Below are 12,459 nucleotides of genomic sequence, written 5' to 3'. Positions count from 1 at the left end.
CCGAATACATACTTGTAGGGAATAGCCAATGTTTCGATGTGTAGTGTTAGTCCTTGCTGTCGTGCTTAGTTTGAGTGCCCTTGCTTCGAATAATGTAAGCTCTTTAAAGGACAACGGTCTTAAGGATTGGGAGCATGAGGTTTTCTCAAGGGAAACCCAATACCGCGTATTGCAGTATAAAAATCGCATTGCGATACAGGCAAAGAGTGATAATTCAGCCTCAGGTCTTTTGTTAAGAACGCAAATTGATTTGTTGGCAACGCCCTTTATCAATTGGAGCTGGCTAAGCGAAAGTAAGCTTCCTTTATTGGATGAGCAGAGTAAGCAGGGGGATGATTACGTAGCCAGAATCTATGTGCTTATCGACGGCGGGTTGTTGTTTTGGAACACTCAGTGTTTAAGCTATGTGTGGTCAAGCCGTCAGGATAAAGGACGAGTGTGGAACAATGCCTTTGCTGGGGCTAATGTCAAAATGCTATCAATACGCGGGAGGGATGACCTAATAAGCCAATGGTACAGTGAAAAACGCAATGTTTATGACGATCTCATTAAATATTTTGGTGATAAAGGAAGTGCCCAAGCAAATCTCCAGGCCTATCGTTATATTGATGTTATCGCCATTATGACCGACACCGATAATAGCGGTAGCAAAGCAGAGTCCTACTATGGCGATATCATTTTTACGGCTAATTAGCGCATTATTGTTCTAATTTATTACAGAAATAACAAATAGAGGTCTCAACATTAATCCCTTTAACTGTGTTACTCTGGTCATGCCGCTTGCAGTTACTCGAGAATGCGGGCATGGTATTGACAGTGTTTGAGTGTTAACTCTGCCTTTAAGCTATAGCAGTACTTTTAGCGCAATCTAACAGTTTAGTTTTGTATTCGAACTGGTGAATTCGAATATAATTTTTATATTTCACCAACAGTATGAGTAAAAAAAATGAGTAAAGGTACAGTTAAGTGGTTCAACGCCGATAAAGGTTTCGGTTTCATTACACCTGAAGATGGCAGCAAAGATTTGTTTGTTCATCACTCAGAGATCCAAGCTGGCGGTGGTTACGCAACTTTGAATGATGGTCAAGCCGTTGAATTTGAAGTTGGCCAAGGCCAAAAAGGTCCATGTGCAAATAAAGTTGTTCCACTTTAAGCTGCATATTTAACCAATTAAACCGTATCGCCATGTATTGGTGTAACACGCTAAAGCGTGCAATGGTTTGAAGCGTTATACCTATAAAAAACCGCAGGCTAGCCTGCGGTTTTTGTTTTTATAGCATTAAAAAGCTAGTGTGCTGTTGGAGTGTTATTTCACTCTACACAGAAAACCTTTTAGGTAGTGGCCTTCAGGGTAAGGGCCGCCTACAGGGTGATCTTCAGCTTGCTCTAAGGTTTTTAAAAACTGCATTTCGCGCTTAGCGTCAATGGCGGCATCGGCTACGATTTTTTGAAATAAGCTAGTAGGCATGAGTCCAGAGCACGAATAAGTCAATAAAATGCCACCCGGACGCAACATTTGCATGGCTAACATGTTGATGTCTTTATAGCCGCGACTAGCGCGATTTAAGCTAGCTTTGCTGTCTACAAACTTCGGTGGGTCTAGCACTATCATGTCGAACTGCTCATCGCAGTCACGGTAGGCCCGTAGTTGCTTGAATACATCGGCATTTAGCTGGGTAATTTTACTGGCATCGAGGCCATTTAGCTCAACGTTTTTAGCTGCAATGTCCAGTGCAGCATCTGATACATCTATGTTAACCACTTTTTTAGCGCCGCCCGCTAAGGCGTAAGTGCCAAAGCCGCCGGTGTAACAAAAACAGTTAAGGATTTTTTTGCCCTTGGCTAACTGGCCTACCAACTTGCGGTTATTGCGTTGGTCGAGGTAGTAACCGGTTTTATGGCCCGTTTCTACATTAATTAATAAACGTAGCCCGTTTTCTTCTATTTCCATCGGCTGTGCGGGCAGTTCACCGTGGATTAACCCTTGTGCAGGCGCTAGGCCTTCTTTTTTACGTACCGCTACGTCTGAGCGCTCGTAAATCACATCTTCAGGATAACAATGTTTCAATGCTTCTATTAAGTTAGCACGCTGGAAGTCGGCACCAGCACTTAGTAACTGTAATACCAGTACATTGGCATAACGATCGATAGTAATGCCTGGTAAGCCATCGTTTTCGCCTGCGACCAGACGGTAAGCGTTAGTATTAGCAAACTCAGACAAAATGCTGCGGGCAGCTTCTGCATCTTGCAAGCGTTCAATAAAATAGGCTTTATCAATCTGTTGCTCTTGATTGAAGCTCCAAACTCGCGCTCTAATTTGTGACTCTGGTGAATAGGCGGCAGTCGCTAAGTATTTACCCTCGGCGCTATAAACCTCAACCGTTTCGCCAGATAATGGTTTGCCAGATACTTTGTGAATACCGTTAGAGAAAATCCACGGGTGCCGGCGCAACAATGCTTTGTCGCGTTTGGCTTTAAGGGTGATGATACCGCTCATGATGCTTATCCTAGATTGTAATGTCGCGCATTATAGTCATCTACAGAGTCTTCACCAAGCAGAGACTGCGCTAATTATAGAATAAGCTTGGCCTTGGCTCACTAAAACCAAGGAGGGTGAGAGTTATAACTTACTCATCGCTTTACCATTGAGCTCTTTTTCCAAGCCTCGCTGTAAGGCTTCGCGTTGGCTAACATGTTTGCGATAGGCCATTAGTTTTTCTGGTAACTGTTGTTGAAAAGTAACCGCCCAGTTTAGTGTTTGGCATAACAAAATATCGGCTACGCTAAATTGTTCACCTATCAGATAGCCACTGTCTGGCAGCCACATTTCGGCGATGGCTGCAGCTTTATTAAATTCCCACTCTGCTGTGGTTTGCATCTCGGGTAAGCGTAGTGCTTCAGGCAAGGCGAAGCGATGCTTGCCCATTGTCCAAAGGGCTTGTTCTAGCTCACTGATAATGAAACTCACCCATCGGTGATGCAGAGCTGCCTGCTTGCTGCCTGGTGTGGGTAAAAATTGAGGGCCATATTTTTCGGCTAAATATAAGCAGATAGCGGCCGATTCGCTAAATGCTAAGTCGCCATCGGTTAATGCTGGCACTTTGCCGCAGGGATTAAGTTTAAGAAACTCTTCACTGCGATGGTCGCCCGCTTGGAAATTAATGTAATGGTAATGCCAATCTATAGCTAGTTCTTCGAGCATCCAAGATACACGCAGTGAGCGAGAGCGTGGCGAACCGTAAAGAGTAATCATGCAGCAGTCCTTTGAGTTTTCGTTTGGTTCAGGTTCTTTAAAATAGACGCTTCTATTGCCGTTAGCGAGTGATTAAACCGTAACTAGCCAGCTTTGTTGATATCGACTAATTTAATCTTGTTGTAAATAGCGAATGAAAAAGCATGCTAGCCTGTAATGTAACGAGTATTGAAGAGCGATTCCTCGCTAAAAGATCACATGGTGTTGTTAGTAAAATCATGGTGTATCTGGATAGTAAGACTAACATTTTGGTTTAGCCAATTTACGCTAAGCTAGCCGCTTTCGATTGTCGTTTAGGTAGCATTAGCTTCCTTCGCAGAATCAAGCCGATATAACATGACTATGGCGACTAGGCCAAACGCTAGTTCCAGTAAAAAATAGCTAATAAGTAACCAATGCGCAGGCCCGTCAACCACCAAGCTCACGGCTCTTCCTGCTGCCAGACCAAGCATAAAAACCACGAGGCTATATAAGGCTGCTTGGGTGTATTTGTGCTTAAAGGCACCAAGTAACCAAAACACCACCATGGCAAAATAAAGGCCCATAACAGCACGAAATATATGGGTGGCATTAGTACTATTTACGGATATATCGAATAACCAATTTAAGCTGGTTTGTGGTGCCAAACCGTAAGACAAAGCGATAGGGCTCAACCCAAAAGCAGCTAAGATTAAAAATTTCTGTGGCAGTGTCATAAATATCCTTTGTGCTCGTTCAGTAGTCGGTTTGACATACAGCAAATGAATTCATCAGCTTTGATTAATTAATAGCTGCTTTGGTGGTTATTGCAATCTAAGTGGCTAAGCATAGGGTTTTTGGCAACTGCTGAAGGTTAATAATCAGCTTGAATTGGCAAGCTGCGCTTAGGATTTTAGTTTTTCTCTAAGAGATTAAGGCAGACTTATACTATTCTTTGAGTGTGACGTGAGATTGAAACAGGCCTGTTTCTTTAACTTTAAGCGGCTTACAAAGCGGATCGAGTGGTCTAGTATCAATGGTTAAGCATTCTGTTGTTAGGGGCGTTTATGAGTCATCAACTAGCGTTAAACAAAGCCAATGCCATCGCATTTTACAAAATGGCTTATTTAGGTGAACCCGCTAAAGCCGTGGCGGCTTATGTGGGAGGGGATTACATTCAACACAACCCAGTGGTAGCCAATGGTAAGCAGGGTTTTATAGACTATTTTGACGAGATGCAGCGTGACTACCCAGACAAGCAAATAGAATTTCTTAGGTGCATTGCCGAAGGTGACACCGTGGCCCTACATACTCATCAAACTTGGCCTGGCAATGACCAATACGTCACTATGGATTTTTTTCGATTTGATGAAACAGGCAAAATTATCGAGCACTGGGATAGTATTCAAATGGTGCCGGAAGAAACCGCTAACGGTAACTCAATGCTTTAGTGTCTTTTAGCTTACACAACAACGCCGACGACTAAGTCGGCGTTGTTGGTGTTAAGATTTACGTGACAAACACCTACAGGTACTTAATCCATGCTTGGTTGCTGGTATGTTTATAGTTGGCAAACGCCCGAGTAGGGAAGTACAACACAACCGCTAATATCGCGCTTACACACCACACTTGCCATAGTGCTGCAAAACCAAAAATATCCCCTGCATTGGGCCCAAACGTTAGCATGGCTAGCTTGTAAGCAATCAACAATATGTAAAGGTGAAATATATAAAAAAACATCGGTGCAGAACCATAAGTTTTTAAGGCTGTTGTTGCTTTGTTATTAAAGGTTTCAAATAGCGCTAATAATGCAAAAGCGATACCCAAGGTGAGCAAAATAAAATGCAACGACGGTGGGTATTTAGTGAAGTTTAAAAACGACATGATGGTTTCTATATGGCTAGAACCCAGTTGCCACGGTAAGGCTTCGCCATAGATATTAAAGCCGCGCAATACCGCTAAAAGGCCTAGTAAACTGGCTGATAGGGTTAATAAATCTCGCTGGCGCTGCTTAGGCGGTACTTTGTTGCTAAATAGCGGGCCAATAGCGTAGCCCAGTAAAATAACGCCTATCCACGGCAGAACAGGGTAAGAGGCAAATACGCTAAAGGTGTCGGAACTAAATAGCTGATTACGGTCATGTAGTATGGTCCATAAGCTATATCCCCATTCTCCTGGTGCAAACTGAATAGGCGCCAAGGCGTTGTGACCAAATACAATGAGTAAACCGATTATAGCAATGAGTTTGTTAGGTAAGCTGCTAAGCAGGGCTAATGCAATCATGCTAATGCCAATGGCCCAAATAACTTGCAGGTACAGCGCGTTGTAATTACCAAACCAAGAAAAATTAATCACGGTAACTTCTAGTAAAACTAAAAATAGCCCGCGTTTTAATAGAAACGCGCGTGGCGACCGGGGTGCCTTGTTACTAGGGTTGGCATATAGCCATGCTGATACACCAGTAAGAAATACAAAAATGGGGGCGCAGAGGTGAGCCAGTATTCGGGTAAAGAATAGCTCTGCTTCGGTATCTTCAATCGTAATGGGGTCGGTAATTCGATGTTGGTAATAAAAGCGCTCGCGTACATGGTCGAGCAGCATAAATAGCATTACCAAGCCGCGCATTACATCAATAGATGCCAGCCTAGGTGATTTAACCATAGTGGCCGAGTAGGTGTTTTTTGTAATCGTAGTCATCAAATTCATTCGCTGTTTTTGCGGCTTCATTTACTATAAATAAGCTGTGTTCACTAAGCCATACTCTTGCGCTTTGCAAGTTATAGCGGTAACCATTTACGCTAGTGCTTAATCAGTGTGGCGTAAATATATACGTATGTTTAACGATAAGAGAATGGGGAGGCGGCGCGCGAATTAATTGGTGCTGGTTTGTAAAGGGTAAATAGGCTGTAGCCAATGGTTCTAGTATTGGGCTAAATGGCGTCGTTACGCGCCATGTAAAACTGCTGGTTAATAAGCTTGTTGCACAGTGTTGAATTAAAGACTGTGAAGCACAGTTATCATTTTGATGCTGCTCGTTAGTATCGGTACTTAAACTGCGTTGGGATCCGCTATGGTGTAACTGTTCGGCAAACGCCATTACGCTGGAGTACTGGCTTATCAGTAATGTCCATATAATGAGTGCACGCGCTATAAAACGGCCATTGGTCATAGTTGGAAGTTGATAACTCTAGTTAAGCGGTAAAGAGTGGAGCTTTTTACCGATATATGTATTTTAACGCAATTTTAATTTGCGTGAGCGTCTTAAGGCTTCATCATATTTTGGTGGGTTTTTAAGTTTTTTCTTGTGGGGGAGGCATCTTATAACCGGGCAGTTTACGCAATCCTTTGGCTTGAAATTTAGCTTTATTCGGCTTAGCGGGTAACTCGCTTAGAGTAAACGGTTTAGGTTGTTTGCCTTGTGATTGGTTTAAGGCCTCTACTAGTGCGTCGTGGTCGTGTAGATGGGGCGCCGAAAACAACATATCGTGGCTGCAGGCATAACTGGTTGCTGGAATAACAGTGAGCATTGCTACTAACAGATACTTTTTCATGGTTAGCCTATGGTTGATTTAGTATTAAAAAGTAGAGCACCTATGGTGCTCTACATCATAACCAAGAGACGACTAGGCGATTAACGCAAAGTGATCTTTGGGTTTTCTGCTGGTTTGTCTAACAAGCCAAAGAATGCTGGAACGGTAGCAGCGTCACCATCTAAGGTGATAAAGCCCGCTTTAACTGCTTCAGAAAAATCTACCTTGCCCACAAGTAAACCAAGAAATACTGGTTTAGTGAGGTTAACCGTAGCTTTAGCTTCGCCAGTGTAGTTCTCATGGAATTGAGCAACACTGCGGCGTACTTCTAAAGCGTGAACTTCTTTGCTATCAGAGAAGTTAAAAGCTATGGCGAAGTGCTGGTTGGCACTGCGTTCTGCATTTAGGCTAAAGCGCAAAGCGTTAACCAGTTGCGCAGGTTTAAACTCAACCATTAAGTCTGGAGCTTGTAGATTGATTTTTTTAGAGTAATCAATGGTGCCGTCTAGTTCTTGCGCCGAGGTTAAGTACCAGTTACGCCAGTTGTTATTGGTTTCACGGTAAGCTAGTTCACGCAGTGCTTCTGCTTTAAGTCGTCGCGGTTTCATGTCTTCAAGGTCTACTCGAATAACGTGAGTGCTTAGCTCAGCAGCCCATTGGTAATCACCCGAGTCAAACGCTTGCTTAGCAAGAGTCATCATCTTGTCTTTACCGCCAGCCATTGCAACATAACGGCTAGAGGCTTCAACAGAATAAGTGGGGTTTAGGGTTGTTGGGTCACCATCAAACCAGCCCATTTCACCTACAAAGATTTGCTTAGCCGCATGGCGGATAGAGCCGTAGAAATCGCCCAACCAAGGGTGGTTTTCTAAGTGTTTAGGCAATTTAATGTCGCGAATCAAGTCTTCTTGGGTAGCGCCGTTGTTAATCGCTTTGATTGACTGGTCGTAAGTATATTGAATCGCATCACGGTAAGCCGTTAATGTGTTGTCTACGTGCTTAGCACCCACAACAGGTCGGCCGTGAGATACCATCATTACATCGGCGTTATATTCGCGAAGCGTATCTACACCAGGGAACCAAATGCTTGGGTCACGGTATTGAGTGCCACGAATAGTGTGCAAGTTAGGAAAGCTTTCGCCTTGGATTACTTCAGAACCAAACAGTAAGTTAGCTTCTGGGAAGTAGGCAGTGATTTCGTCAGACGCTTCAGAAGGAACGTGTTTGAACTCTACCTTAACACCTTCAATTTCCATGTTTAGCTGGCCAAATTTACCTTCCACTAAGGTGTTTGGCGCAATAAGGCTGTGCTCACGGATTTCGAAATCTGGACCTAGACCACCGTTAATTCGGCCGTCTTCTTCTACGTTAAGTAGGGTGCCCAGCGAGTAGTCAACGCGAAAACCAAGCGCTGGACCAGTGCCGCCCATAGAACCTTTTACTACATTAGCCATAAAGGTTTCGTGAGCAATAATAAGCGCGTCATCTGCGCCTTCAATACCACGTACGCCAGCGTAGTGGTCAGGGTGCCAGTGAGAGTACATAACTGCAGCAACAGGCTTAGTATTGCCGGTTACTTTACGGAAGTCGCTCATAACCGCTTGCATTTTGTCTACAGACTCAACCGGATCGAAGATTAACAAACCTTTATCACCGTCAACAATCATTGGCGAGGTTAAACCATAACCGTAAACTTGGAAGAAGGTGTTTTGGTACGCAAAAATGCCTTTTTCCATTTTTTGTGAATGAGCAGTAAGTTGCGGATGTACTTTGTCTGACTTAGCGTCGAACGCATCGTTACCGCCGGTTGCTGTCCACTTCATGTTTTGGTTTTCACCATGCCAGTAGTGGGTCGCACCCGAGTCTTTGCCCAAGTAGTAATCGTGAGACAGGGTGGGAATTGTTACTTCAACATTGTCAAAGCGATGTTCCGTTCCAGCAGATGCAACGTTGGCAAGGCCAATAGCAAGTACCGCAGATAAAGCAATCGTTGTTTTTTTCATATCAAGCCAATGTCTTGTTTACGTTTGTGATGGCCGTAGGTTAAGGGAAAGCACTATTTGTTTGGCGATAACTGATATAAGATATCTAATAACATGTGGCATTTATTGAGTTTGAAATAAATATGAAGCACTCCGACTACAGTCTAATTCCTACCTTTGTGGCAATAGTAGAGGAGCGAAACTACAGTAAAGCCGCCAAACGTTTAGGGATAAGCCAATCGGCGGTGAGTCAAAGTGTGACCCGTTTGCGTGATGTATTTAAAGACAACTTGTTTGTGCGAGGCAGCCATGGGGTAGAGCCAACACCTTATGCTATGGATATTTATCCGGCTTTAGCTAACTCTGTAGAGAGCATTGCGCACATGCTACCCGAGCAGCGTCACTTTAACCCAGCAAACTGTCAGCGCCAGTTCACCATTGCTGCCTTAAGTGTGTTTAGTTTTACCTTGTTCCCGCAATTAGCTAAGCGAATATTTGAACAAGCCCCAATGGCTTCGATTAAAACCGAGCCCTTATTTGGCCAAGATATGAATAGTTTGCTGAGTTCTCACCAAACGGATCTACTGATAGAGGCCGACTCTACTCGCTACCCTCATTTGCGATCTGAGGTGATCATGCAAGATGGCTTGGTGGTGGTATGTAGGCAGCAACATCCAAGATATAGCTGCAACCAGCTAAACCTAGAACAATACTTGAGTGAAAAACACGTGATTCACTCTCAGCCAGAGCAGCGAGCTGGCTACCTAGGAGACATGGGAATTGCCGGCTTAGCAGAGCGCCAAATAGCTTGGCAATCTAGCGGTATTATGGATATGTTGCCACTGATTGGCCAAAGTGACTGTATTGGCATATTGCCAGAACGTTTAGCTAAACAGCATTGTGCTGCTTTTGGTTTAAAGTGCTTACAAGCCGATTTTTTACCAGAGTACATCGTAGTGAATATGTACTGGCATCCCTCACGCACTAATGAGCCAACCCACCGCTGGTTACGAGATCAATGTTTGCTGTCTGGGCGCGACTAAATAGTTAAATAGTAGGGCGTGCGTTAAATACTCAATCACAATCGGCCCAGCTATTAAGTGGGTTTGTGAGATACAAAAAAGCAGCAATTACCTGCTGCTTTTTATTAACGCGCTTTACGTTAACGGGGACTAGCTATTGTCAATCGCTTCGGCAGTCACTTCGTTACCGCTGCGTTGGCCTTCGCTAAAGGCTTTAGCATTCACTAGCGTGGTATCTGCAATGCTTTGCAAGGCTTCTTGGGTTAAAAACGCTTGATGGCCGGTGAAAATAACATTGTGGCATGCCGATAAGCGGCGGAATACGTCATCAAGAATCACCTCAGCGGATAAATCTTCAAAAAATAGCTCTTTTTCATGTTCGTATACATCTAAGGCTAAGCCGCCTAGGGTGCCGTCTTTTAGGGCTTCAATACAGGCGGTTGAATCGACTAATTTACCGCGGCTGGTATTAATTAATAAGGTGCCTTTTTGCATCTGGGTGAAGGCCGATTTACCAATGAGGTAGGTATTCTCAGGCGTTAGCGGGCAGTGCAAGGTAATAATTTGTGATTGCGCCAATAACTCTGGCATGCTGACGTATTCAATACCTAAATCTAAAGCAGCTTGGTTGGGGTAAGGGTCAAAAGCAATCAACTTACAGCCAAACCCCTTAAGAATACGCGCCGTGGCTAAGCCAATTTTTCCGGTGCCAATGACCCCCGCTGTTTTACCGAATATATTCATCCCGGTTAAACCTTCTAAGGAGAAATTGGCGTCACGGGTGCGTTGATACGCTTTGTGGATACGACGGTTTAGCGTCATCATCAAAGCTATCGCGTGTTCGGCTACCGCTTCAGGTGAATAGGCGGGTACGCGAGATACCGTTATGCCTAATTCTTCAGCACAGCTTATATCTAAATTGTTGAACCCCGCACAGCGCAACAATATCAGCTTAATGCCTTCTTTGTGTAACTCTTGTAAGGTACTTGCCGATAAGTCGTCATTCACAAAGGCACATACCGCATCAGCACCATGTGCTAAACGTGCCGTTTTGGCAGATAGAGTTATGTCAAAGTACTCAATGCTTACAGCTGAAGATGTATTTTGGGCATCGAAATGCTCGCGGTCATAGCGCTTAGCGCTGAAAAAACTGATCTTCATAGCGTCTCCTAAAACAATGTTAGCTAACGATAGCTTGTTTTGTAATTTTATTACATAATAGCGTCATTCAATAACAAAAGTCGACAAGTGTTATGAGAAAGTTTCAGAAATCAGTGTTACTAGAAATTTGCTCTGGTCTGTTAGTTATCTACGCAGCTTTGTGGCTTGGTCGTTGGCTAAGTGAAATAAGCGGACAGCTTCTCCCTGCAAGCATTATGGGTATGTTAGCCTTAACCATCGCCTTACAATTCCGTTGGATTCGCTTGTCTTGGGTAGAGCGTACCGCTAATCAATTTGTGCGTTGGATGTCACTTCTCTTTGTCCCCATCAGTATCGGTTTAGTCGATCATATTGAAACTTTATTACAGGCTTTACCGGCAATGTTACTGACTTGCGCTGTAGCTACCTTGGTGTTGCTGGTGGTGGTAGGCAAGCTTTACCAGCATTGGGAGCATACTTCAGAGCAGAAGGGCGCATTAAAAGGCGAGGCTAAACCATGATTAACTTCCTCTATTTACCTCTCACTATTGCCTTGTTTATTGCCGCTAAACACTTACAGCAACGCTTGTCGGTCACCTGGCTAAACCCAGTACTGATTACGCTCACTATTTTAGTTATCGCCTTATTAGCCTTAGATATTCCCTTTAACGACTACAACCAGTACAGCGGTTGGTTAAGTAAACTGCTAGAGCCTGCGGTGGTTGCGTTAGGCGTGCCACTTTACAAGCAGCTTCATGAGATAAAAAAAGAACTTCCAAGAATTATTATTACTATCATTGTGGCAGCGACAGTAGCCATTAGTACTACTGTCGCCATGGCCTTGTTGGTGGGCGCTACCCCCGAAATCGCCGCGTCACTGGCACCAAAATCTGTCACTACACCCATTGCCGTGTTGATCAGTGAACAAATTGCTGGTCAGCCAGCCTTAACCGCCATTGCTGTGGTCATCACCGGTTTGGTAGGGGCTGTGGTGGGGATCCCCGTGCTAAAACTGTGTGGTGTGCATTCAAGCAAAGCGCAAGGCATTGCCATGGGCACGGCTTGCCACGCCTTAGGCACTGCAAGAATCGCCGAAGAAGGCCACCAGCATGGCGCTTACGGCGCATTAGCCCTAGTGCTCAGTGCTACTTTTAGTGCAATGCTTTGTCCACTTATTGTGCCGTTGTTTGCCTGAACTTAATCTTGCTCTACCCTTAAAGCTTGATGTATTCACTTGATGCCTACACTCGCTCACTGAACACTTTATTCCCTATTAAGCCTCATAGCCCGGATGTTTCGGACTAACTTCCAGCAACTCACCTAGTTTCTAGCGCTAAGCTTACCTAATGTGCTAGTAAGTTTAGTTATAGTTTCAACCACCGCAGTTGCATAAGTTTTGGTCAAATAGTTGTGGGTTCTACGCTCTAATTGCTAACCACAAAGTAAAGAATTGTAAAGCTCTTGGCCCTTCCTACTTACTTTGGGTTAAAACTCTAATTAACCATTATTTTTATAAGGTTATCGCCGCTTATCGCTGCGATAGGTTATACAAATTGGCTTGCTCAACGATATGG

General features: G+C 44.1%; 13 protein-coding genes. 6 read left to right on the top strand and 7 right to left on the bottom strand.

Going from position 1 to position 12,459, the window contains the following annotated elements; translation table 11 throughout:
* Window positions 1-28: 28 nt before the first annotated feature.
* Both ACVFI8_RS03295 and ACVFI8_RS03290 read left to right on the top strand, forming a co-directional pair.
* Window positions 29-694 (top strand): DUF3047 domain-containing protein, encoded by a 666-nt coding sequence (locus ACVFI8_RS03295; RefSeq protein WP_457873040.1) that lies wholly within the window; start codon window positions 29-31, stop codon window positions 692-694.
* Window positions 695-946: 252 nt separating this feature from the next.
* Window positions 947-1,153, top strand: coding sequence for a cold-shock protein (locus tag ACVFI8_RS03290; RefSeq protein ID WP_248714850.1), 207 nt, complete (start codon window positions 947-949; stop codon window positions 1,151-1,153).
* Window positions 1,154-1,306: 153 nt separating this feature from the next.
* Here ACVFI8_RS03290 and ACVFI8_RS03285 read toward each other — a convergent pair whose 3' ends face one another.
* The 3 genes from ACVFI8_RS03285 to ACVFI8_RS03275 form a co-directional block, all read right to left on the bottom strand.
* Window positions 1,307-2,497, bottom strand: a complete 1,191-nt coding sequence (locus ACVFI8_RS03285; RefSeq protein ID WP_248714851.1) for a class I SAM-dependent methyltransferase — start codon at window positions 2,495-2,497, stop codon at window positions 1,307-1,309.
* 123 nt (window positions 2,498-2,620) lie between these two features.
* Entirely contained in the window at window positions 2,621-3,253 is a 633-nt protein-coding gene (locus tag ACVFI8_RS03280) for a glutathione S-transferase family protein (protein WP_457873039.1), read from the bottom strand.
* Between the two features lie 293 nt (window positions 3,254-3,546).
* The gene (locus ACVFI8_RS03275; protein WP_457873038.1) at window positions 3,547-3,948 is read right to left on the bottom strand and encodes a DUF4345 domain-containing protein; all 402 of its coding nucleotides are present in this window, start codon (window positions 3,946-3,948) and stop codon (window positions 3,547-3,549) included.
* Window positions 3,949-4,278: 330 nt separating this feature from the next.
* Between ACVFI8_RS03275 and ACVFI8_RS03270 the strand changes: the two genes are divergently transcribed.
* Window positions 4,279-4,662, top strand: a complete 384-nt coding sequence (locus tag ACVFI8_RS03270) for a nuclear transport factor 2 family protein (RefSeq protein ID WP_248714854.1) — start codon at window positions 4,279-4,281, stop codon at window positions 4,660-4,662.
* A 73-nt stretch (window positions 4,663-4,735) separates the two neighbouring features.
* Here ACVFI8_RS03270 and ACVFI8_RS03265 read toward each other — a convergent pair whose 3' ends face one another.
* The 3 genes from ACVFI8_RS03265 to ACVFI8_RS03255 form a co-directional block, all read right to left on the bottom strand.
* Window positions 4,736-5,908, bottom strand: a complete 1,173-nt coding sequence (locus tag ACVFI8_RS03265) for a DUF1624 domain-containing protein (protein ID WP_457873037.1) — start codon at window positions 5,906-5,908, stop codon at window positions 4,736-4,738.
* Between the two features lie 593 nt (window positions 5,909-6,501).
* Window positions 6,502-6,762, bottom strand: a complete 261-nt coding sequence (locus ACVFI8_RS03260; RefSeq protein WP_457873036.1) for a hypothetical protein — start codon at window positions 6,760-6,762, stop codon at window positions 6,502-6,504.
* Between the two features lie 80 nt (window positions 6,763-6,842).
* A complete protein-coding gene (locus tag ACVFI8_RS03255) occupies window positions 6,843-8,744 on the bottom strand; it encodes an alkyl/aryl-sulfatase (RefSeq protein ID WP_457873035.1) in 1,902 nt (633 codons plus the stop codon).
* A gap of 122 nt (window positions 8,745-8,866) precedes the next feature.
* Between ACVFI8_RS03255 and ACVFI8_RS03250 the strand changes: the two genes are divergently transcribed.
* Window positions 8,867-9,766, top strand: a complete 900-nt coding sequence (locus ACVFI8_RS03250) for a LysR family transcriptional regulator (RefSeq protein ID WP_457873034.1) — start codon at window positions 8,867-8,869, stop codon at window positions 9,764-9,766.
* A 129-nt stretch (window positions 9,767-9,895) separates the two neighbouring features.
* On the opposite strand, the gene ACVFI8_RS03245 is transcribed toward ACVFI8_RS03250, so the two are convergent.
* Window positions 9,896-10,906 (bottom strand): 2-hydroxyacid dehydrogenase, encoded by a 1,011-nt coding sequence (locus tag ACVFI8_RS03245; RefSeq protein WP_457873033.1) that lies wholly within the window; start codon window positions 10,904-10,906, stop codon window positions 9,896-9,898.
* Window positions 10,907-10,998: 92 nt separating this feature from the next.
* Between ACVFI8_RS03245 and ACVFI8_RS03240 the strand changes: the two genes are divergently transcribed.
* Complete coding sequence (locus ACVFI8_RS03240) at window positions 10,999-11,406, top strand: CidA/LrgA family protein (RefSeq protein WP_248714860.1); 408 nt, start codon at window positions 10,999-11,001, stop codon at window positions 11,404-11,406.
* On the top strand, window positions 11,403-12,080 hold the full coding sequence (locus ACVFI8_RS03235) for an LrgB family protein (RefSeq protein ID WP_248714861.1): 678 nt from the start codon (window positions 11,403-11,405) through the stop codon (window positions 12,078-12,080). The genes ACVFI8_RS03240 and ACVFI8_RS03235 overlap by 4 nt, the downstream gene beginning before the upstream one ends.
* Window positions 12,081-12,459 lie beyond the last annotated feature (379 nt).

Source organism: Agarivorans sp. MS3-6, assembly GCF_054112545.1.
Note: the sequence above shows the minus strand (reverse complement) of the source record. Positions and strands in the feature narration are given on the sequence as shown.